Raw genomic sequence first — 18,673 nt, 5'->3', positions numbered from 1 at the left:
TCCTGTCCTCAGTTGCTGCTGCCGGCCAGCCCATTCAGGCCGGGGGTGACCAGGTTGAGCAGGCTCTTGTGAGCAATGCCGTTGGCGATCAGGTTCAGCTGCAGCTCGGGGGTGAACGGCTGGCCGTCGAGGCGCCAGCGGGCCTCGGCGAAGTTCACCTGACGGGCGTCCGGGTGCGGGGCGATGGCTGGCTTGACCACCTGCTCGAGGAAGTCGGCGAAGGCCATGTCCGGCGGCAACGGGAAGGTAAAGGGTGCGCAGAACATCAGGTGCCGGTCCCAGCCCAGGTACACCAGTTGCGCGCCGTTGAAGTGTTGCTGGCTGTCCAGCGGTTGGGCGCTGTACGCGCCAATGGCAGTCACGGGCATGATGAATTTTCCTTGTTATTGTCGGTGGAGGGGAAGCCGCCACGCAGGCGGCGTTCCGTCAGGCCGGGGCCTTGGTCTGCGGGTGCCAGGCTTGCCAGCGCTGATGCTCGGGCGAGTCCTGGTATTCGAAATTGTCCTGCCCGGGGTTGATGTTGTAGTAGTCGCGCACCACCGCCTCGACGTCGGCACCGCCGCAGTTGCCCTGGAGGATCTGGTGCACCGGCAGCCAGGCCTGGATGTACTTCATGGGCTCGTACTGGAAAATCTCGCAGCAGCCGTCGGAGCAGAAGTGGTAGCGCTCGCCCTCATGCTCATGGCTGCGATGGCTGAGGGTGGTCGGGTCATCCGGCTCGGTGAACGCCAGCGGGATCTGGCAGATCTGGCACAGCATCGGCAGGCTCGGGTTGTAGAAACGCTCGCCCTTCTCCTGCAAGGCACGCCAGTGTTCGTAGCGCGGCCGATAGACCGCGTCGAAGGTGTCCGGGTACTTGGCCGACAGCCAGTCCAGCTCTTCGTCGGTGGGCATCCAGGTGTGGAAGTTGGTGGCCTGGCTGTACTGGTAGAAGATCGACCAGGCCTGGTGGCTGATGTGATCCTTGCCGATCTGCGCCTGCTCGACGTACTTCGGCGGACGGATGCCATAACGTTCCAGGTCCTTGAACAGCGCGCCGCCGGCGTCTTCGAAATAGACTTTCCAGGCCTCGGCCCAGGACATGACTTTGTTCGGCAGCATGTAGTCCATCATCATCCCGACCAGGGTCAGCAGGCGGTAGCCGCGCCAGAACCACTTGTCGATCCAGCGCTGGATGATCGGCACGTTGTCCTCATGCTGTTCGAGCATGAACTTGATCACTTCCAGGCCGAGGGTCATGTGCCGGGCCTCATCGGACTGCGCCGAGAAACCGAAGGTGACCGTGGCCATGTCGCCGTTGAACGCGGCGCCGGACATGAACGGTACGAACAGCAGGTTGGTCAGCACGTACTCGAACGAGAACGAAATTGCCGTGAGAAATTCAAACGGCCCGGCACTGCGGGCGTCCTCGAAGAACGACTTGGGCACCGAAAGAAACCACACGCGGTCGTGCATGTGGGCGAAGTCGTGCAGGCCGTTGAAGTGCTTGTTGTAATGACTCATGGCGTGGATCTGGGTCTGCACATGGCGCAGTTCGTCGATCGCCTGCATCTGGCACGCCACCCGCGCGCCGGCGCCGCCGAAGTGCCGGCCGACCCGGGCAAACCCCTGGTAGGCCTGATATTCCAATGGTGTGACGCCGGAGAGGAACAGCTTCAGCGCGTTGACATAACGGGCATCGGAGATGTTGGTGTGGCCATTGTTCTGCGAGAAGGCGTCGAGGATCGCGTAGAGCTTTTTCTCCTTCTCAGCCTGGTACTTCCAGTAGGCATCCATGGTCAGGCGGAACGGGTCTTCCCACTTATCCCAGTCGGTGATCTTGATCCCCTCGAAGCGCTCGTAGGGGAAGATGTCTTCCTTGCTCTGGTAGCTCGGCTCCCAGCCCAGGTCGCGGGTCATGCAGCGGTATTTTTCTTTCTGGTTCAGGCGTTTCGCGGCCATGGTGGCGGCACTCCTATTCTTGTCGTTGTAGAGTCAGTTCCAGTGCAGGGTGAAGCTGTCCTCGTCTTCCTCGACGTTGCCGCCCAGGGTGATGACGTCGATCAGCATTTCCTGCACGTCCCAGGTCCGGCCGATTTTTTCCTCGACCGTGGCGCGCTGGATTTCAAGGCGTTGCTCGGCCTGCACGCGGATCATCGCCGGCTGGTACTGGACCTCGGCATGGGGGTTGTCCTCGGTGATGGCTTCGACGATGTAGCGCGCGTTGTCGTTGTCCTGGAAGGCGATGTAGACGAGGGAGGTCATGCTGCTGCTCCTGTCAGGCCGAGCTTTTTCAGGCGGGAGCCGAACTCGTTGTCCACGGCTTGCAGGGCCTCGTGACCCGGACCGATGGCTGCCAGCGGCGCCAAGGCTTCAAGGGCGCGGCCGCGCCAGGTGGCGATCCAGCGTTCGAGCAACTCGCGGTTGGCCGGGCTTTCTGCCGCCACGGTCTTGACCAGGGCGTCGACCCAACGCTGGGTTTCGCCGAACCACAGGCGCATGAACTCGGTGAGCATGCCGACCTGGCCGTGGCCGGCGGCGCTCAGTTGTTCGTCGAATTTGCCGAACAGCAGCGGGTACAAGAGGCCGTCGCTGACCAGGTTCTGCGCCAGGGTCAGTTCAAACCAGTCCTTGATCACCAGGCTGTCTTCAACGTAACGGCGCACGCCCTGCCAGGCCGGGTCTTCGAGCCATTGCTGTTTGGCCTGGGCCAGCAGCGCCAAGCCGTCGTCTTCCAGCATCAGGCCGATGCGCGACAGGTGCTGGGCGATCGCCAGGCGGTCCATGGCGTGGAACATGTGCATCTGGGTCACGCTGGTGCCGAAGCCATCAGCGGCGATCCCGCTGTTGTTCATGTTGGCGCCCATCTCGGCGTGGCGCAGCGGCAACAGCAGGCGGGCGATCTGCTCGCGGCTGTGCGGGTCGAGGCCAGCCAGCAGGTTGCGTTTCTCGCAGAATACGAAGTCGTGTTCGGCGTTCTCCTGCATCTTCGCCCGGGTCTGCACATAGGGGCCGTAGTAGAACTGGCGCGGGTCGCTGACCGTATACCAGTCGGCCATGACCACGGCGGTACGGCTCGGATCGTTGAGCAACTTGTCCGGCTGCCACAGCGGGCGGTAGTGAAAATTGCGCGCCGATTCGAGGTCGAAACTGGCTTCCTGGTAACGGCTCGCCGGTTTGTCGCCGAAGCGCCGACGGGTGTGGCTGAACGTGTGCCGGATCGGCTCGACGCTGGTGGTCTTGATTTCGATGTTCATCGCTTGCGTCCTGTTGTTGTTATTGGCTGTCGCCGTAACGCCACTTGTGCATGTCGTCGTCCACGGCCTGGGCCATGGCGGCATCCATGTGCCGAACGTGGTTGTGTTGGCAAAACTGCTCGAAGGCCTGCCGGGGCAGCACGAGCTCGACGAACAACTCCGGGTAGCCGATGGCGAAATCGAATTCGACAAAGGTCGCGTCCGGCTCGCTGCGTACCCGGACGTAGCGCGGCAGTTGGTCGAAGGGGGTGCCGGTGTCAGTCATGCTCGAAAACTCCCAGGTGAGGTACCAGGGGCTAGAGCAACAAGGGTGCCAAGGTCTTATTTTTTTAAATTAATTGTTTAGAAACAGATAGTTAACTGAAACCTTCGACTTCCTTGACGTCTGACAGACCGGCCACCGTCCCGCTGGATTTGATCATTTGCTCAACCCGCGACCGGTCGATTGAGCAAATGAGCAATGACGCCGAGATTGACTTTCGGCGCGCTTTCAGGCGCCTTAGAAAAAGGAAACCCGAGCGCGCCTTGCTGTAAAAAACCGCTCGCGGTGACTGATAAAAAAACTCCGCCACCGCCTGGGCGGAACGCGTCAAACCCCACATAACTACAATCAGGGGCGCACCTGCATGATCACCACTTACAAGGCCTCGCAGCGCCCGCCCGCGCTCAAGGACCTGACCGACCAGGTTCGCTTTCTAGGGACAGAGGGCAAGATCTGGCTCGACGAGCAGCGCATGTTGCTGGTTCAGGTCTCGATGATGGCTTCGTGTCGCCGCGAGCTGATCGAGATGCTCGGCGTCGAACGCGCCAAGGGCTTTTTCCTGCGCCTCGGCTACCAGTCCGGGCTCAAGGACGCCGAGCTGGCGCGCAAGCTGCGGCCCCACGGCAGTGACGTCGAGATGTTCTTCACCGGCCCGCAATTGCACTCGCTCAAGGGCATGGTCAATGTGCGTCCGCAAGCCATCGACATCGACCTGGAAAACGGCCAGTTCTATGCCGACATCGAATGGCAGGACTCCTTCGAAGTGGAGAACTGCCACAGTGAAAACCTGCATTCCGAGCAGCCGGTGTGCTGGATGTTGCTCGGCTATGCCATCAGCTACAGCTCGTTTTTCCTCGGCCGGCAGATCATCTACAAGGAAGTCAGTTGCCGTGGCTGCGGCGACGCGCAGTGCCGGATCATCGGCAAGCCGGCGGAACAGTGGGAGGACGCCGACGAGATCATGCGCTACTTCCAGAGCGACCCGATCATCGATGAGTTGCAGGCGCTGCAGGTGCAGGTGGCGAACATGCGCCAGCGCCTGCAGCTCGAGGCCGGCAAGTTCTACGGCATCGGCCAGTCGGCGATCTACCGCAAGACCTGCGGCCTGATCGACAAGGTGGCTGCCGGCAAAGCTTCGGTGTTGCTGCTGGGCGAGACCGGGGTCGGCAAGGAAGTCATCGCCCGCAGCCTGCACTTGCGCAGCGAACGCGCCGGCGGCCCGTTCATCGCCCTGAACTGCGCGGCGATCCCCGCCGACCTGATCGAGGCCGAGCTGTTCGGCGTGGAAAAAGGTGCCTACACCGGCGCCCAACAGTCGCGCATGGGCCGCTTCGAACGGGCCAACGGCGGCACTCTGTTCCTCGATGAAATCATCGAACTAACCCCACGCGCCCAGGCCTCCCTGCTGCGAGTTCTACAGGAACAGGAGCTGGAACGGGTCGGCGATTCGCAGACCCGCCAGGTCAACGTGCGGGTGATTGCCGCCACCCATGAAGACCTGGAAACAGCCGTGCGCGAGGGACGTTTCCGCGCGGACCTGTTCTATCGCCTGAACGTCTTTCCAGTGCGCATCCCGGCCCTGCGCGAGCGCCGCGAGGACATCCCGCTGCTGATCGAACACTTCCTGGAAAAGCTCCACGCCAGCTACAACAAAAAAACCCTCGGCCTCTCCGACCGGGCGTTGGAGGTCTGTCTGAACTATCCCTGGCCGGGCAACATCCGCGAACTGGAAAACCTGATGGAACGCGGGGTGATCATCACCGACGAAAACCAGAGTATCGCCGTCGACGCCCTCTTCCCCCACTCCCCGGAATTGCTCGAAAGCATCAGCGTGACCAGTGACGGCCGCCTGGTGGAATCCCTGCCAGGCAGCGCCAACGGCTGGATCGAGCAGATCGTCGGCAGCGGCATCAGCCTCGATTCGGTGGAAGACGCACTGATCCAGGCCGCGATGCAACGCAGCCAGCAGAACGTTTCAGAAGCCGCGCGCCTGTTAGGTTTGACCCGGCCGGCGCTGGCTTATCGGTTGAAGAAGACCGCGAAATCCTGAGCGTGGCACATCGCCGCGTCGCCGCTCGGGGTGGTCAGCCGGTCAGTGATCATCCTGCTTGCCCGACAACGGCGAGCGATACTCGCTGGCTTCCTCGGCATCGGGCGCCTGGGGCAGGTCGCCGGGATGGAACACGTGGGTCAGCAGGTCCCGGGCATCGACTGCCATGACGCCAGGGACGCTACGGGCCAGTTCGATGGCCCGTTCGCATTGGCGATGGGTCATGACCCGGCCGCTCAAGGTGACCGTGCCGGCGTGGGTCTTGACGTGGATCTGCAGGCTCAGCGCCTTATCGGCCATGGCCAGCGCCGACTTCACCCGGGTGGTGGTCCAGGTATCGTGGACCGCCATGCCCAGGTCCTGGGACAAATGCTGCAAGGTGTGGTTCTTCATGACAAAACCCTCCGTCGCTCGACCTGGCGTACTGAGAGTCAAAGAGCTGTGGAGTACGCGCCACAGCGCTGGCAACACTGATTAAGTATAGTCCTCGCGTGCAACTGCGCCCTTGAGCGCGGCCTCGATGGTGGCGATGTCGATCTTGCTCATGGTCATCATCGCGTTGAAGGCCCGCTGGGCCGCCGCCGGGTCGGGATCGCTGATCGCCGCCATCAGCATCCGCGGGGTGATCTGCCACGACAGCCCCCACTTGTCCTTGCACCAGCCACACTCGCTGGGCGCCCCGCCGTTGTCGATGATCGCGTGCCACAGGCGGTCCGTCTCGGCCTGGTCGTCGGTCGCCACCTGGAACGAAAACGCCTCGCTGTGCTTGAACGCCGGCCCGCCGTTCAGGCCCAGACAGGGGATGCCCATCACGGTGAATTCGACGGTCAGCACATCGCCCTGTTTGCCCGAGGGGTAATCCCCCGGCGCCCGGTGCACCGCGAGCACTTCACTGTCGGCAAAGGTCTTGGCGTAGAAGGTCGCGGCTTCCAGGGCGTTGCTGTCGTACCACAGGCAGATCGTGTTTTTACGGGCCATATCAAAGCTCCTCAATCAAGGAATGACCCGTTCATTCTAGACCCTGTACCCGGTGCCCTAGAGGGTGATGGTCGTGGCGGGATAAAACAGCACATTCAGCACCAAAAGCACGGCCCAGAAGCCGATCTCCAGGGTTTCGCTGAGCGGCTGGATACGTTTAAGCGCGCCGTAGACGTGCACCACGAACATCAGGCTGAACACCACGAAAAGGATGTCGAAGGCGTAGCTGAAACTGGTGCCGGTGGTGGACGAGCGCAGCATGGTGACTTCCACCACCAGAATGAACGCCCCCAGGCAGCGGCCAAAGTAGATTGCCAGGTGCTGGTGCTCGGGAATGGTCCAGCCCATCATCCGCGCCCAGGCAATCGGCGCGAGAAAGATCGGCAAGGCAAAAAACAGCGTGGTGACGATCATCAGGGTGGTGATGTAGTGCTGGCTGTACTGAGCGTAAACACCGAGCATGGCTGAACTCCTTTTCCGTGGGCGAGTCCGAAGCATTGCAGCCGGGTGAACCGGCGTCCAACGTTAACCAAGGATTCGCGACCAAAGAAAATGGGCTTGGGCCAAACGCACTACGACCCAAGTCGCAGGCCGTCGGGCAGATGCTTTAGACTCGCCGGTTTTGAGCAAGGGATCTGCTTATGCAACGCATCGTGATACTGGGCAACTCTGGCAGCGGCAAGTCCACATTGGCCCGCGCCCTCGGCCAGCGCCTGGGCGTGCCGGTGGTGCATCTGGATCGACTGTTCTGGGAACCCGACTGGGTCGAAGCCAACACCACACTGTTTCGCCAGCGCGTGCGCGAGGCCGTGGCCGGCGACGCCTGGGTCTGTGAAGGCAACTACTCGCGCAAGACTTTCGACCTGCGCCTGCCCGCCGCCGACCTGATCATCTGGCTCGACACCCCGCGCCACGCCTGCATGCGCCGGGTCATCCTGCGCAGCGTGTTGAACCGGCCACGGGCGGATAAGCCGGACGGTTGCAGCGAAAAACTCGACCGTGAGTTCCTCAAGTTCCTGCACTACGTCTGGCACTTCGATCGCGTGACTCGTCCCGGTATCGACGCGGTGCGACTGGCGGTCGCGCCGCAGGTTCCGGTGGTCCACTTGCGCAACCGCGACGAGATTGCCGGGTTCCTGCGTGCCCTGCCCGCCGGCGTGGTGCTCAGCTCATGAAGGCCATCAACATTCGCACGCTGCAAGCTGATGACGTCGAGGCGCTGCTGGCGTTCGAGCTGGAAAACCGTGATTGGTTCGAGCGCCACATCGACTCCCGTGACTCGGCGTTCTACTCGGTGCAGGGCATCACCACGCACATCAGCGCCTTTCTGAATGGCTTTGCCACCGGCAACTGGCACCCCTTTGTCATCGAAGACCCGCAGGGCCGGATCATCGGCCGGGCCAATCTTAAGGACATCGACCGCGCCGGATTTCGTGCCGAAGTCGGCTACCGGATCGCCGAGGAGGCCTGCGGCCAAGGTCTGGCGACACGGGCGCTGGAGCACCTGATACGGGTTGCGCAGACCCAATGGAAATTGCGCGAACTGGTGGCCAGCGTGTACGCCAGCAACCTTGGCTCGGCGAAAGTGTTGGAACGCTGCGGGTTCACGCGTGAAGCGCTCGATCGCGAAGACGGCAGCCTGCTCGATTATCGCCTTGATCTGGTTACACAGGGGATCGAATGAATGGATATCCCGCCTCGCTTCATCATTCATGAGACCGCTCACTGGATCCTCAATCATCATATGGGGTCCGCGTTGCCTGGTTATCTGATGCTTGGTTCAAAAGTCCCTGTCCAGTCACTCAGCGACCTGCCCGCCGACGCCCTGGCTGAGCTGGGTGGTCTGCTGGCCCGGACCCAGAACATCCTGGAAAGCCAGCTGAAGCCGAAGTGGCTGTATATCAGTCGTTTTGGTCATGAGCCGGGGTTTGCGATTCATTTTCATTTCATTCCGGTTTATGCCTGGGTCGAGGCGCTGTTCTGGAAGGACCAGCGTTATCGCACGCTGCAGACTTTCGGCTCGATCGCCGATGGCCAGCCGCTGACTGATGGGGCGGAGTTGACGTTGTTTATCTGGCGCGAGTTTGGTGAGAGTCCGACGCCACCGGCGGTGGAAGGGCCTTCGATTGGGGAGGTTATTGAAGGGTTGCGGAGAGCTTTTCGGGGGGGCGGCAATAGTCCCCTAATTGAATGAACCCCTGGCAATTGACACATCCAGAATCAGATGTGAAATTGCGACCCTGGGTGCAACCGCACTCATGGAATTCAATAACTAAAATGCTCAATGGATTGGCATGATTAACAACCCAGCTTCAACCCCGTCTCCATCGATTATCTTTTCCTCAAAGCCACTGCGCACATTACTAAAAACATCGTTGCTGGCTTTAACCGGCCTGACACTCATCACTCAATCAAGCCTGTCCTTGGCCGAAAACATCAACGGGAAAAACCTGTTCACGCAAAGATGCGCCATGTGCCATGGAGCCGATATCAAGGCAACAGGCCCACTGGCCAGGAAAAGCACCCCTCCTACACCCGACCTGACAACACCTGCCTTCAAGAAACGGCTCAATGAGTATCCAGGGGTTATTGTTTCGTCGGTCATTCTCAGACCGAACGGAAACCTAATTCCGAAAACCTTGCAAGAGAATGGCATGAAGATCGCGCCACATGCCTGGAGTGTTAAGGATTTTCGGGATTTGAATCAGTACATGAGTGAGGTGATTTCGAGAGCGCGGTGAGTGCCGTGTCTATTCAGCAAGCGAGCGTTATCGTTGAGGTTTTTCCCGACCAGCTCGCTCCACAGTTTTGCGGTGGATGCTGTTCTTGTGATCAACCACAAACGTGTAGGAGCAAGACGCCAGCGAAGAAGCCCGAACAGTCGACATGAGTTGTCTGCCAGGCCGCCTTCGCGGGCAAGCCAGGCCTACAGGGAGCAAGACGCCAGATTCAATCGGGCAAAGCCGTTTTCCAGGTCGACAATCAGGTCCTGCACATCTTCCAGGCCGATTTGCAGGCGCAGGCTGTAGACACCCGGTTGCCATTGGGTCGCGGTGCGGTAGTCGGCACAGTTGAACGGGATGATCAGGCTTTCAAAGCCGCCCCAGGAAAAGCCCATGCCGAAAATCGCCATGTGATCGAGCATCCGCGCCACGTCCGCTCTTGTGTAATGCGCGTTGAGCACGATGGAAAACAGCCCCGAAGAGCCGGTGAAATCGCGCTTCCAGAATTCATGACCGGGGCAGTCGGCGAATGCCGGGTGCAGCACCCGGTCCACCTCCGGTCGCGCCGCCAGCCATTGGGCAATCTGCAGCGCACGGGCTTCGGCTTCTTTCAAACGCAGGTGCAGGGTGCGCAAGCCGCGCAAGGCGAGGAAGCAGTCTTCGGCGCCGGGCAGCATGGCCATGGCATCGTAGGTACGGCGCAAGGCCGGCCAGTTTTCAGCGTTGGCCGAGACCATGCCCAGTAGCAGATCGGAATGGCCGCCAAGGTACTTGGTGCCTGCTTCTACGGAAATATCCACGCCATGGGCATGGGCCTGAAAGAACAACGGCGTGGCCCAGGTGTTGTCGAGGATGGTCTTGATCTGGTGCCGACGCGCCACGGCGACGATGGCCGGCACGTCCTGCACTTCGAAGCTTTGCGAGCCCGGCGCTTCCATGAAGATCACCCGGGTATTGGCCTTGATCAGCGACTCGATACCGACGCCGATCATCGGATCGTAATAGCTGACTTCCACGCCATAGCGCGCCAGCAGGTTGTCGCAGAAGTTGCGCGCCGGTCGGTAGACGCTGTCGGTCACCAGCACGTGATCACCGGCACGGGTGGTGGCGAACAACGCCAGGGCAATCGCTCCCAACCCGGACGGCGACATCACCGTTCCCGCCGCACCGGTCAGTTGGGTCCAGGCGTTTTCGAGGTTTTCGATGGTCGGCGAACCGGCGGTGCCGTAGGAAAAGCGCGCCCGGCGATGTTCCAGGTCATCGAGCGAACCGTAGACGATGGTCGAGCCGCGATAGACCGGGGCGTTGACGAACCCGGCCTGCTCTTCGGGATTGCGCCCCAGCATCGTGAGTTTTGTACTGATATGGTGACGATCCACGTTTTTCTCCATCACACCCACCGAAAGCCCGAAACAAGCGGCGTAATGTAATGGATTTTACCCACGTCTGTAGGTTTCAAATGCCGGGGTCTGGCACTATCGGCCCTACCCCTCACTGAGCAGCCGTGCCCCTATGTCGATTCGCGCCCTTCGTACCTTGCTGGCCATCGCTCAACACGGCTCGTTCGCCCAGGCGGCGCAGAGCGTGCACCTGACCCAGTCGGCGGTCAGCCTGCAGATCAAGACCCTCGAAGAAACCTTCAACGCCGCACTCTTCGATCGCTCGCGGCGCCTGCCGGTGCTGACCGACGCCGGCCATGTGGCGGTGGAGCGGGCGCGGGAAATCCTCGCGCTGTACGACGGCATCGCGGTGGAGATTGGCGGCGACAATGAACTGCGCGGCCGGCTGAAGATTGGCGTCATCCAGACCGCACTGGCCAGCGTGCTGCCCCCGGCGCTGGTTGCCTTGGGCACCCGGCATCCGCACCTGCGCATCACTATCAACTCGGGCATGTCGGCGGAACTGGCGACCCGGGTCGAGGCCGGCGAACTGGATGTAGCCGTCACCACCGAACCGGTCAAACCCCATCCCTATGGCCTGGTCAGCACCCCGCTGTACGAAGAAGGCTTCTGGATCGTCGCGCCCGCCGCCTTTGCCGGACAGGATGCCCGGCAACTGCTGGAGCAGCAGCCGTTCATTCGCTTCGATCGCCGCGCCTGGGCCGGGCGCACCATCGAGCGCGAACTGCGCCGGCTGCACCTGCGGGTGCAGACCAGCATGGAACTGGACAGCCAGGAGGCGATCATCCAGATGGTCACCCAGGGCCTTGGGGTGGCGGTACTGCCGTTATCCAGGCGCAATCTCGAACAGCTCGGCGAGCTGGCATTGCAGCCCTTCGGCTCACCGCAACGCCTGCGCCGCGTGGTCCTGCTGGAGCGCGAAGACCGCCCGCACGCCAGACTGGCGGCCGCCCTGGCGCAGGTGATCCAGGAGCAGGTGCAGACTGACGATCGATGAGAAAAACTTGTTGGTCAGTGAATTTTTAATCGTTTTTCTTTTGCATTCACAGTTCTTATCGTAAGGCCCATCCCCACCTTGTTGGAAGGCGCCATGCCCTGCTCAATCCTCCCTGCTCATCAACCCTTGATCGAGCTGCATCGATGACCGCCCAGTTGCTGCTCGCCCTGGTGCCCATCGCCCTGCTGATCGGGCTTGGCGCCTGGCTCAAGCACAGCGCGTTTCTCGCCGACTCGTTCTGGGCCCAGGCCGAGCGCCTGGGCTATTACGTGCTGCTGCCCGCGCTGTTCCTGCACAGCCTGGCCACGGCCAAACTGCAAGACGTGCCGGTGCAAGGCATGATCGGTGTGCTGGTGTTTTCGACGGTGACAGTCGCCGCGCTGCTGGTGGGCGTCCGTCCCTTGCTCAAAGGCAACGATCCGGCATTTACCTCAGTGTTCCAGGGCGGTGTGCGCTTCAACAACTACGTCGGCGTCTCGGCGGCGGCCGGCCTGTTCGGCGCCCAGGGTATTGCCTTGGCGGCGGTGGCCAACGCGGCCATCGTGCCGACCGTGAATATCCTCTGCGTGTTGGTGTTCGCCCGCTACGGCGCCGGTGGACGGATGCCGGCGCGTCAGGTGGCCCGGCAAGTAGCCCTCAACCCTTTGGTGCTGGCCTGTTTTGGCGGGATCTTGTTGCAGGCGCTGGGCCTGGGTTTACCGGTGGGTCTCGAACCGATGATCAAGGCGCTGGGTCAGGCTTCGCTGCCGTTGGGTCTGCTGTGTGTCGGCGCGGCACTGGAACTGGGTTCGGTGCGCAGTTGGATGCGGCCGCTGGCCTGGTCGTCGGTGTGCAAGTTCCTGATCATGCCGACGGTGACGCTGCTCGCCTGCCACCTCGCCGGACTGCAAGGCCCGGCCGCCATCACCGCCCTGCTGTTTCAGGCCCTGCCCACCGCCTCGTCTTCGTACATCATGGCCCGTCAATTGGGCGGCGATGCGCCCTTGATGGCCGGGATCATTGCCAGTCAAACCTTGCTCGCGGCGATCGCCCTGCCCGTGGCGGTGATGCTGCTGACACCGTGGATTTAAGGTTCGATGATCTTCAGCCAAGGCCAGCGCGCCTGGTAACTGGCGGCCTTTTGCTGGAACAGCTTCGGTTCGGGATTGATCGGATTGATGCGCAACAGACCCAGCTCGGTGTCTTCCAGGCCAAAGGGCGCATAGACCTCGCCGCTGCTCACATCCAAACCTATGCAGGTGCCGGCGATCAGGTAGCGATCGACGCCGTCGCGGGTTGATTGCAGTTGCGGGTACGAATGATTGAAGCGCTGTTTGTACCAGAGATGAACCCGCGCCTGGTTCTTGAAATCGATCTTCGCGTCGAGGTCGTGGAACAGCTTGCCGGCGGTTTCGATCACTGCATTTTCGGCTTCCCAGGACGTGTCCTCATCGAAGTAGAAAACATCGTAATCCTTCACGCCCCACGCTGGCGGCTGTTGCGCCTGATGGTTCCACACCGCCTGGAACAGGCAACCCGCAGTCAGCATGCATTGGTTCAAACCCAATGCCGGCAAGCGCGAAAAGACCTGCTCATTCAGCGGGTTTTCCATAGCCAGTTCGATCAGGCCTTCGGCAGTCAGCGGCATATTCATTCCTTGAACGTGGGGGTTTGGGTGAAGCGGTTGACGCTGGTGATCTGGCCGTTCCAGATCATCTCGTAATGCTCGGTCTGCACCATCGAGGTCACCGGTTTTGGCGTCAACAGCGCCCAGCAGTGGCTGCCCGGCAGGCGTACCGAGTGGTAGCGAAAACCGGGGCTGGCCGCGTCCCTGGCCGCCTTGCCGAAGATTTGAGCCTGGCTGTAGTCGTCCGGTGCGTAGATCGGATCGGTCAGCGGCAGCGGCGTCGCGTCCTGCATCTGCGCCTGGCTGAAGCTGCAGGACAGCCCACGAAAAACAAAGCGCTCGAAGCCCAGGCCCGGCACTTTCGACCAATACTGGTTCTGGTGATAGCGCACCTCGGCCAGCGCAGTCGGCATCGAATCGGCCAGGTACAGCACCCCGAAACGCCCATCGCTGAAGCGCGAGCCCGCCGGATTGACATGGGTAAAGGGCGCGATGGCGTAAGAACAACCGGGGATGCCGAAGGGGATCTCGCTGCGGCGAATCAATTCAAGTTGGCCAACTTCGTTTTGCAGCCGTGGATTGGTCAGCGCCTGGATCTGATAGAGCAGTTCGAACTCATCGGCGTCGGCCACGTCATCGAACAAAGCGATCGGCGGAAACTTCGAATTGACCAGCCGATAGGCCTGCAGCGATTCGCCTTTGAGCGTCGGCAGACGCTGGGGACTCACCACAACCCGCCCCGCAGCACATCGATACGCCGGTAGGTTTCGTAGAGGGAAATCATGTCGCCCTGGGCCATGATCTCCAGCGGACTGCGGCCGTTGAAGAACTCGTTGTGGTTGGCCAACGCGACGAAACCGTAGACGTTCTGCGGGTTGTCGAACACCAGGCGCAGGGCGGCGTGGATGTTCAGGACAAAACTGATGCGCTGCATCTGGTCGGCATCCAGGGCGACGGTCCAGGCCGGATCGCGCTGCCGGGCGCGGGTGTAGGTGCTGCGGGAAATGCGCAGGATGCGACAGGCCTGCTCGCTGCTGGCTTCCCACTTATCGAGGATCGCCACCGCAGCGCGCAAACCGGTCACACACTGCTGTTTGCTGAAGGCGGGTAAAGGTTGCGCGAGGCTCATGATCGACGGCTCTACTTGAATCTATAGAATCAAATGTAGTCTCGGCGAGTCTATAGATCAAGCTGATGTTTCGGTGAGTTGCAGGGCAATCAGCACCGCCAGCTGTAACAGACTGGCCAGTCCCACGGCATAGGTCAGGGTCCGCCACGGTTGCCGGGCGCTAAGGTACATCAGCGTGTGCAGCACCCGCGCCACGGTGAACAGGCAGAAGCCCGTCACGGTCGGCAGCCAGGCAGTGTGCAAGGCCACACACAAGCCGCCGAGTACGAAGAACAGCGGAATATTTTCCAGATCATTACTCCAGGCCCTGGCAGCGCGGCGCACGACCGGCAGTTCCTCGGCGTTGGCGGCACGGCGGAAAAAGCCGGCGTCCTCGGGGTTGCTGAAAGCCAGGTGGCGCAAGCGGTGGAAACCCTGATAACAGGAGATCGCCAGCATTTTCAGACACAGCACCAGTACGCACAGGGCGTAGATCGACAAGGTGCTGCTCATGCCCGGCCCCTGCTGTCTGTGCTGAAGCCGTTGACCACGATGTACAGCAGTGGGCCGATGGAGACGAAGATCGCAGTAAGCAGCAGGTACGGCAGCACACTGAGGGTCGAGCGGCCTTTGCGGCGCGCATCGCGATACATCCAGACCGCAGCCATGGCGGCGAGTAGATAGAGGTCGATGACCACTTGGGCGGTGTCCGGACGGGACAGCAGATCGAGGCCGAACGCGAGCAGCGATTGCTCGGCGATCAACAGGGACCAGGCGGTGTACAGGGAAAAGCCCAGCAGCGCGGCAAGGGCCAGGTAGGGTCGGTGCATGCGGTCCTCCTTGGACAGCGACAGGTGTGACTGACCCGGCCACGTTAGTGCTATGGTCGCGACGCCAGCAATGACCTGTGAGGTCATGGACGCCTCCCTTTCGCCCTGTCAGAGTCGACGCATGAGCAGCCGCCCCTTCCCCCGCACCACACCCTCGACCAGCACCGGCATGCAACTGCGCCAGTTGCGCCGCCAGGCCAGCCTCAGCCAGCTCGACCTGGCGTTGATCAGCGGGATTTCCCAGCGGCACTTGAGTTGCATCGAAACCGGTCGCGCCACGCCCAGCCCTGGCACGCTGCATAATCTGCTGACAGCCCTGGAGGCGCCGCTGGTGCAGTGCAACCAAGTGTTCCTAGCCGCCGGCTATGCGCCGCGCTATGAAACCACGCCGCTGACTTCTCCGGCGATGGACGTGGTGCGTGACGCCCTGGCCCACGTGCTGCACGCCAACAACCCGGCACCGGCGATTGTGCTGGGCAGTCAGTGGCAGGTACTCGGCGCCAACGCTAGTACTGCGGTGCTGTTCGATGTGTTGGGGTTGCCGGTGGAGGCGACTCAGGGTCTAAATTTGCTGGAGACGCTGCTCAAGCCGGGTGGTCTTGGCGATCACTTGCTCAATGCCGATGAGATTCGTAGCGTGGCCTGGCAGCGTGCAAGCCGCGAAGCCTTGGGTAATCCGGAGTTGGCCGAATTGCTGCAGAACCTGCCGCCGCCCAACAGTCACACGCCCCTCACCAGCGAACTACCACCGCTGATGTTGACCCGGCTGGATTCGCCACAGGGCGAGCTGAATTTCCTCTCGACCTTCACCACCTTCGGCATGCCTCAGGACATCACCCTGACCTCGCTGCGCATCGAACATCTGATTCCGGCGGATGGGCAGACGTGGGGGGTGATGACGCAGGCGTATGAGCGATCGATGACTAGTTGATGTTGTTAGCACCTGTGGGAGCGAGCCTGCTCGCGAAGGATCCAAGGACACCGCGTGCATTCAGGATGTCCGCATTATCGTTGACGCCCTTCGCGAGCAGGCTCGCTCCCACAGGAACAGCACTCCAGTGCAACCGAAAGAGTTATTGCGACATCGCATCCTTCTTCATCCCGTCCTTGGACATCGCGTCTTTCTTCATCCCGTCCTTGCTCATGGAATCCTTGGACATCGCGTCCTTTTTCATCCCATCCTTACTCATCGACTCCTTGGACATCGAATCCTTCTTCATCGCGTCCTTACTCATTGCATCTTTGCTCATGCTGTCATTGCTCATGGTATCGGCGGCGTACACGCTGGCGACGCCCAGAACCAGGCACAAAGACAGAGCAGCAGTAGTGAACTTTTTCATGGTGGAACTCCTTCATCGAATGAACGCAGCGGACGCTGCGCGGTGTTGTAGTGCAGCAGTCGTCAACTGCCACCGAACCAGTTGTAGCCCTGGTCTTCCCAGTAGCCACCGCTGTAGGTGTTGCTGACGAAAATCGCCTGAATATGCTTGGGGTTCTTGTAGCCGAGCTTGGTCGGCATGCGCAGCTTCATCGGGAAGCCGTATTCGCGCGGCAAAACCGCACCGTCGTAGGTCAGGGCCAGCAGGGTTTGCGCATGCAGGGCGGTGGCCATGTCGATGCTGGTGTAGTAGTCGTCGGCGCATTTGAAACCAACGTATTTAGCGTCGGTATCGGCGCCGATGCGCCGCAGGAAGTCGCTGAAACGTACTCCGCCCCAGCGGCCGATCGCACTCCAGCCTTCGACGCAGATGTGCCGGGTGATCTGTTCTTCCTGGGCCATTGCCCGTAACTCGTCCAGGCGCCAGCTGCGCTTGTCGGCCACCAGCCCGGTGACCTCCAGTTGGTAGTCGGCCTCGACCACCACCGGGGCGTCCTCGATGCCGTAGAAGGCGTTGAACGGAAATGGCCGGGTAATCATCGACGCCGGATAGGTGGGCGCCATGGCATTCGGATTGAACAACCAGCCTTGCACCCGATCGTTGAACCGCGACATGCTCGACAACGCGGTTTCGACGCTGTCGCTGTCACTCAGGCTGCATCCGGAAAGCATCGCCACGCCACCCAGGGTCAGCCCCCTGAGCAGAAACGAGCGCCGCGAACGGTCTTCTATCTGCATCTGTGGGGCGAGGATTTTCCGGGCATCGGTGAGGATCGATTGCTCGTCCAGGCCGGTTACGGGATTGCGCTTGTTCATACGGACTCCTTGCGGCCCACGAGCATCGCCCACAGGGTTTTCGGAACCAGCGCCACCATCAACAGATGCACTGCGATGAAGCCGGTCAACAGGCTCATGGCAATGAAGTGCACATGCCGCGCGCTGTCGTAACCGCCGAGCAATTCCCGCAGGATGGGAAACTGCACCGACTTCCACAGGACCAGTCCGGAGATCACCAGCAGCGCCACGTCGAGCATGACGAACAGGTAGGCGACGCGTTGCACCTGGTTGTAGACGCTCAGGTTGGCGTGGCCGAGGCGTCCGCGCAGGGCCGCCCACAGGTCACGGGCGACGCCGCTGGGCGAGACCGGAAAAAAACGCCGGAACAGGCGACCGCTGGCGACATTGAGCAGCAGGTACAGCAGGCCGTTGAGACCCAGCAGCCACATCGCTGCGAAGTGCCATTGCAACGCCCCGCCCAACCAGCCACCGAGGGTGATCGCCTTGGGGAAGCTGAAGTCGTACAGGGGCGAGGCGTTATAGATGCGCCAGCCGCTGCCAATCATCAGCAGCACGGCCAGGGCATTCAGCCAATGGGTCAGGCGCAGCCAGCGTGGATGGCTGCGCCGGGATGCGCGGGAAGCGCGGGGTACGGCAGGCACGGCTGACATGATCGGCTCCTCGCAGGGGGTGTGCGAAGAACTATGCAGGCGTGCTGATCGCCAAATCCTCACGGAAAGTTAAATAAATCGTGATAACCCCGGGCGCGGGTTATTCATCCGTTCGCCTGGGTTGTATCACCGCTACTTATCAACGGTGACGCGGCGGGTGGACAGGCGCATGGTCGGCTTTTCCAGTGGAGGGACAAAGACCATGCTCAACGCACTCAAGCAGATCAACTCGACCTCGGCCTTCAACCGCTGGGCCGGCTTCGAAGTCACCCGCGCCGAAAGCGGCGAGGCCGAACTGAGCATGGCCTTTCGCGAGGCCGACATGGCGCAGTACTCAGGCTTCCTCCACGCCGGCCTGATCGCCGCCCTGCTCGACACCGCCTGCGGCTTTGCCGCCGGTACCGTGGCCGGCAACGTCCTGGCCTCGCACTTCTCGGTGAACTGCCTGGCGCCGGCGGTTGGCGAGGTGTTTATCGCCCGGGGCAAGGTGATCAAGGCGGGGAAAAAGCAAGTGTTCGCGAGGGCGGAGTTGTATGCGCAGAGTGGCGATCAGTTGAAGCTGGTGGCAACCGGTGACGGGATACTTGTTCCCGTGTGAGATGTGCTATGGCAACACCCCCTGTAGGAGCTGGCTTGCCAGCGAAGGCGGCAGGCCTG

26 protein-coding genes are annotated in these 18,673 nt (G+C 61.5%); 9 read left to right on the top strand and 17 right to left on the bottom strand.

Annotation, left to right across the window (positions count from 1 at the left end):
* Nucleotides 1-8: 8 nt before the first annotated feature.
* From NR126_RS17860 to NR126_RS17840, 5 genes are read right to left on the bottom strand one after another with little or no spacing between them, the layout of a single operon-like run.
* Nucleotides 9-368, bottom strand: a complete 360-nt coding sequence (locus NR126_RS17860) for a phenol hydroxylase subunit P4 (RefSeq protein WP_256830753.1) — start codon at nt 366-368, stop codon at nt 9-11.
* Nucleotides 369-426: 58 nt separating this feature from the next.
* On the bottom strand, nt 427-1,941 hold the full coding sequence (locus tag NR126_RS17855; RefSeq protein WP_027616242.1) for an aromatic/alkene/methane monooxygenase hydroxylase/oxygenase subunit alpha: 1,515 nt from the start codon (nt 1,939-1,941) through the stop codon (nt 427-429).
* A gap of 33 nt (nt 1,942-1,974) precedes the next feature.
* Nucleotides 1,975-2,244 (bottom strand): MmoB/DmpM family protein, encoded by a 270-nt coding sequence (locus NR126_RS17850; protein ID WP_027616241.1) that lies wholly within the window; start codon nt 2,242-2,244, stop codon nt 1,975-1,977.
* The gene (locus NR126_RS17845) at nt 2,241-3,236 is read right to left on the bottom strand and encodes an aromatic/alkene monooxygenase hydroxylase subunit beta (RefSeq protein WP_256830752.1); all 996 of its coding nucleotides are present in this window, start codon (nt 3,234-3,236) and stop codon (nt 2,241-2,243) included. Before NR126_RS17845 ends, NR126_RS17850 begins: the two co-directional genes overlap by 4 nt.
* Before the next feature lie 19 nt (nt 3,237-3,255).
* A complete protein-coding gene (locus NR126_RS17840) occupies nt 3,256-3,501 on the bottom strand; it encodes a phenol hydroxylase subunit (protein WP_027616239.1) in 246 nt (81 codons plus the stop codon).
* Nucleotides 3,502-3,862: 361 nt separating this feature from the next.
* Here NR126_RS17840 and NR126_RS17835 point away from each other — a divergent pair, with 361 nt between their 5' ends.
* Nucleotides 3,863-5,548, top strand: coding sequence for a sigma-54-dependent Fis family transcriptional regulator (locus NR126_RS17835; RefSeq protein ID WP_027616237.1), 1,686 nt, complete (start codon nt 3,863-3,865; stop codon nt 5,546-5,548).
* Between the two features lie 42 nt (nt 5,549-5,590).
* Here NR126_RS17835 and NR126_RS17830 read toward each other — a convergent pair whose 3' ends face one another.
* The 3 genes from NR126_RS17830 to NR126_RS17820 all read right to left on the bottom strand — a co-directional run bounded on the left by NR126_RS17830 (nt 5,591) and on the right by NR126_RS17820 (nt 6,988).
* Nucleotides 5,591-5,941, bottom strand: a complete 351-nt coding sequence (locus NR126_RS17830; RefSeq protein ID WP_027616236.1) for a BON domain-containing protein — start codon at nt 5,939-5,941, stop codon at nt 5,591-5,593.
* 81 nt (nt 5,942-6,022) lie between these two features.
* Entirely contained in the window at nt 6,023-6,526 is a 504-nt protein-coding gene (locus NR126_RS17825) for a VOC family protein (RefSeq protein ID WP_027616235.1), read from the bottom strand.
* A gap of 57 nt (nt 6,527-6,583) precedes the next feature.
* A complete protein-coding gene (locus NR126_RS17820) occupies nt 6,584-6,988 on the bottom strand; it encodes a hypothetical protein (protein WP_027616234.1) in 405 nt (134 codons plus the stop codon).
* Nucleotides 6,989-7,167: 179 nt separating this feature from the next.
* Between NR126_RS17820 and NR126_RS17815 the strand changes: the two genes are divergently transcribed.
* The 4 genes from NR126_RS17815 to NR126_RS17800 all read left to right on the top strand — a co-directional run bounded on the left by NR126_RS17815 (nt 7,168) and on the right by NR126_RS17800 (nt 9,267).
* Complete coding sequence (locus NR126_RS17815; protein ID WP_027616233.1) at nt 7,168-7,701, top strand: AAA family ATPase; 534 nt, start codon at nt 7,168-7,170, stop codon at nt 7,699-7,701.
* Complete coding sequence (locus NR126_RS17810; RefSeq protein ID WP_256830751.1) at nt 7,698-8,210, top strand: GNAT family N-acetyltransferase; 513 nt, start codon at nt 7,698-7,700, stop codon at nt 8,208-8,210. The genes NR126_RS17815 and NR126_RS17810 overlap by 4 nt, the downstream gene beginning before the upstream one ends.
* Nucleotides 8,211-8,720, top strand: coding sequence for an HIT family protein (locus NR126_RS17805; protein WP_256830750.1), 510 nt, complete (start codon nt 8,211-8,213; stop codon nt 8,718-8,720).
* A gap of 100 nt (nt 8,721-8,820) precedes the next feature.
* Complete coding sequence (locus NR126_RS17800; RefSeq protein ID WP_256830749.1) at nt 8,821-9,267, top strand: c-type cytochrome; 447 nt, start codon at nt 8,821-8,823, stop codon at nt 9,265-9,267.
* Nucleotides 9,268-9,452: 185 nt separating this feature from the next.
* On the opposite strand, the gene metC is transcribed toward NR126_RS17800, so the two are convergent.
* Nucleotides 9,453-10,628, bottom strand: a complete 1,176-nt coding sequence (gene metC, locus NR126_RS17795) for a cystathionine beta-lyase (RefSeq protein ID WP_256350811.1) — start codon at nt 10,626-10,628, stop codon at nt 9,453-9,455.
* A gap of 133 nt (nt 10,629-10,761) precedes the next feature.
* On the opposite strand from metC, the gene NR126_RS17790 reads away from it, so the two are divergent.
* Entirely contained in the window at nt 10,762-11,646 is an 885-nt protein-coding gene (locus NR126_RS17790; protein ID WP_256830748.1) for a LysR substrate-binding domain-containing protein, read from the top strand.
* Nucleotides 11,647-11,789: 143 nt separating this feature from the next.
* A complete protein-coding gene (locus NR126_RS17785) occupies nt 11,790-12,716 on the top strand; it encodes an AEC family transporter (RefSeq protein ID WP_256830747.1) in 927 nt (308 codons plus the stop codon).
* On the opposite strand, the gene NR126_RS17780 is transcribed toward NR126_RS17785, so the two are convergent.
* Genes NR126_RS17780 through NR126_RS17760 form a run of 5 tightly spaced genes read right to left on the bottom strand, consistent with a single transcriptional unit; the run spans nt 12,713 to nt 15,190 of the window.
* Complete coding sequence (locus NR126_RS17780; RefSeq protein WP_256830746.1) at nt 12,713-13,273, bottom strand: nucleotidyltransferase family protein; 561 nt, start codon at nt 13,271-13,273, stop codon at nt 12,713-12,715. The genes NR126_RS17785 and NR126_RS17780 overlap by 4 nt on opposite strands.
* Before the next feature lie 2 nt (nt 13,274-13,275).
* Nucleotides 13,276-13,983 carry an RES family NAD+ phosphorylase gene (locus tag NR126_RS17775; protein ID WP_256830744.1) on the bottom strand — a complete coding sequence of 236 codons (708 nt, stop codon included), beginning with the start codon at nt 13,981-13,983 and terminating at the stop codon, nt 13,276-13,278.
* Nucleotides 13,977-14,381, bottom strand: coding sequence for an antitoxin Xre-like helix-turn-helix domain-containing protein (locus NR126_RS17770; protein WP_027616226.1), 405 nt, complete (start codon nt 14,379-14,381; stop codon nt 13,977-13,979). Before NR126_RS17770 ends, NR126_RS17775 begins: the two co-directional genes overlap by 7 nt.
* A gap of 57 nt (nt 14,382-14,438) precedes the next feature.
* A complete protein-coding gene (locus NR126_RS17765; RefSeq protein ID WP_256830743.1) occupies nt 14,439-14,873 on the bottom strand; it encodes an MAPEG family protein in 435 nt (144 codons plus the stop codon).
* A complete protein-coding gene (locus NR126_RS17760) occupies nt 14,870-15,190 on the bottom strand; it encodes a DUF2834 domain-containing protein (protein WP_256830742.1) in 321 nt (106 codons plus the stop codon). Before NR126_RS17760 ends, NR126_RS17765 begins: the two co-directional genes overlap by 4 nt.
* Before the next feature lie 121 nt (nt 15,191-15,311).
* On the opposite strand from NR126_RS17760, the gene NR126_RS17755 reads away from it, so the two are divergent.
* On the top strand, nt 15,312-16,121 hold the full coding sequence (locus NR126_RS17755) for a helix-turn-helix domain-containing protein (protein WP_256830741.1): 810 nt from the start codon (nt 15,312-15,314) through the stop codon (nt 16,119-16,121).
* 142 nt (nt 16,122-16,263) lie between these two features.
* Here NR126_RS17755 and NR126_RS17750 read toward each other — a convergent pair whose 3' ends face one another.
* From NR126_RS17750 to NR126_RS17740, 3 genes are all read right to left on the bottom strand, one after another.
* A complete protein-coding gene (locus NR126_RS17750) occupies nt 16,264-16,530 on the bottom strand; it encodes a pentapeptide MXKDX repeat protein (protein WP_027616222.1) in 267 nt (88 codons plus the stop codon).
* A 62-nt stretch (nt 16,531-16,592) separates the two neighbouring features.
* Nucleotides 16,593-17,306, bottom strand: coding sequence for a molybdopterin-dependent oxidoreductase (locus tag NR126_RS17745; protein ID WP_256830763.1), 714 nt, complete (start codon nt 17,304-17,306; stop codon nt 16,593-16,595).
* 74 nt (nt 17,307-17,380) lie between these two features.
* A complete protein-coding gene (locus tag NR126_RS17740; protein ID WP_256830740.1) occupies nt 17,381-18,016 on the bottom strand; it encodes a cytochrome b/b6 domain-containing protein in 636 nt (211 codons plus the stop codon).
* A 202-nt stretch (nt 18,017-18,218) separates the two neighbouring features.
* Between NR126_RS17740 and NR126_RS17735 the strand changes: the two genes are divergently transcribed.
* Nucleotides 18,219-18,614, top strand: coding sequence for a PaaI family thioesterase (locus NR126_RS17735; protein WP_027616219.1), 396 nt, complete (start codon nt 18,219-18,221; stop codon nt 18,612-18,614).
* Nucleotides 18,615-18,673 lie beyond the last annotated feature (59 nt).

Origin of the sequence: Pseudomonas sp. Pse1 (assembly GCF_024519635.1) — a bacterium.
GTDB lineage: Bacteria > Pseudomonadota > Gammaproteobacteria > Pseudomonadales > Pseudomonadaceae > Aquipseudomonas.
The sequence above is the reverse complement of the archived record's forward strand: the minus strand, read 5'-3'. Positions and strand labels throughout refer to the sequence as shown.

Bases quoted from the DNA above. Each gene is read 5' to 3' on its own strand.
- NR126_RS17750 (WP_027616222.1), bottom strand. From the start codon at position 16,530: ATGAAAAAGTTCACTACTGCTGCTCTGTCTTTGTGCCTGGTTCTGGGC.
- NR126_RS17770 (WP_027616226.1), bottom strand. From the start codon at position 14,381: ATGAGCCTCGCGCAACCTTTACCCGCCTTCAGCAAACAGCAGTGTGTG.
- NR126_RS17825 (WP_027616235.1), bottom strand. From the start codon at position 6,526: ATGGCCCGTAAAAACACGATCTGCCTGTGGTACGACAGCAACGCCCTG.
- NR126_RS17760 (WP_256830742.1), bottom strand. From the start codon at position 15,190: ATGCACCGACCCTACCTGGCCCTTGCCGCGCTGCTGGGCTTTTCCCTG.
- NR126_RS17850 (WP_027616241.1), bottom strand. From the start codon at position 2,244: ATGACCTCCCTCGTCTACATCGCCTTCCAGGACAACGACAACGCGCGC.
- NR126_RS17820 (WP_027616234.1), bottom strand. From the start codon at position 6,988: ATGCTCGGTGTTTACGCTCAGTACAGCCAGCACTACATCACCACCCTG.
- NR126_RS17765 (WP_256830743.1), bottom strand. From the start codon at position 14,873: ATGAGCAGCACCTTGTCGATCTACGCCCTGTGCGTACTGGTGCTGTGT.
- NR126_RS17745 (WP_256830763.1), bottom strand. From the start codon at position 17,306: ATGCAGATAGAAGACCGTTCGCGGCGCTCGTTTCTGCTCAGGGGGCTG.
- NR126_RS17785 (WP_256830747.1), top strand. From the start codon at position 11,790: ATGACCGCCCAGTTGCTGCTCGCCCTGGTGCCCATCGCCCTGCTGATC.
- NR126_RS17830 (WP_027616236.1), bottom strand. From the start codon at position 5,941: ATGAAGAACCACACCTTGCAGCATTTGTCCCAGGACCTGGGCATGGCG.
- NR126_RS17810 (WP_256830751.1), top strand. From the start codon at position 7,698: ATGAAGGCCATCAACATTCGCACGCTGCAAGCTGATGACGTCGAGGCG.
- NR126_RS17815 (WP_027616233.1), top strand. From the start codon at position 7,168: ATGCAACGCATCGTGATACTGGGCAACTCTGGCAGCGGCAAGTCCACA.
- NR126_RS17840 (WP_027616239.1), bottom strand. From the start codon at position 3,501: ATGACTGACACCGGCACCCCCTTCGACCAACTGCCGCGCTACGTCCGG.
- NR126_RS17835 (WP_027616237.1), top strand. From the start codon at position 3,863: ATGATCACCACTTACAAGGCCTCGCAGCGCCCGCCCGCGCTCAAGGAC.
- NR126_RS17790 (WP_256830748.1), top strand. From the start codon at position 10,762: ATGTCGATTCGCGCCCTTCGTACCTTGCTGGCCATCGCTCAACACGGC.
- NR126_RS17780 (WP_256830746.1), bottom strand. From the start codon at position 13,273: ATGCCGCTGACTGCCGAAGGCCTGATCGAACTGGCTATGGAAAACCCG.
- NR126_RS17805 (WP_256830750.1), top strand. From the start codon at position 8,211: ATGGATATCCCGCCTCGCTTCATCATTCATGAGACCGCTCACTGGATC.
- NR126_RS17800 (WP_256830749.1), top strand. From the start codon at position 8,821: ATGATTAACAACCCAGCTTCAACCCCGTCTCCATCGATTATCTTTTCC.
- NR126_RS17755 (WP_256830741.1), top strand. From the start codon at position 15,312: ATGAGCAGCCGCCCCTTCCCCCGCACCACACCCTCGACCAGCACCGGC.
- NR126_RS17845 (WP_256830752.1), bottom strand. From the start codon at position 3,236: ATGAACATCGAAATCAAGACCACCAGCGTCGAGCCGATCCGGCACACG.
- NR126_RS17855 (WP_027616242.1), bottom strand. From the start codon at position 1,941: ATGGCCGCGAAACGCCTGAACCAGAAAGAAAAATACCGCTGCATGACC.
- NR126_RS17740 (WP_256830740.1), bottom strand. From the start codon at position 18,016: ATGTCAGCCGTGCCTGCCGTACCCCGCGCTTCCCGCGCATCCCGGCGC.
- NR126_RS17860 (WP_256830753.1), bottom strand. From the start codon at position 368: ATGCCCGTGACTGCCATTGGCGCGTACAGCGCCCAACCGCTGGACAGC.
- NR126_RS17735 (WP_027616219.1), top strand. From the start codon at position 18,219: ATGCTCAACGCACTCAAGCAGATCAACTCGACCTCGGCCTTCAACCGC.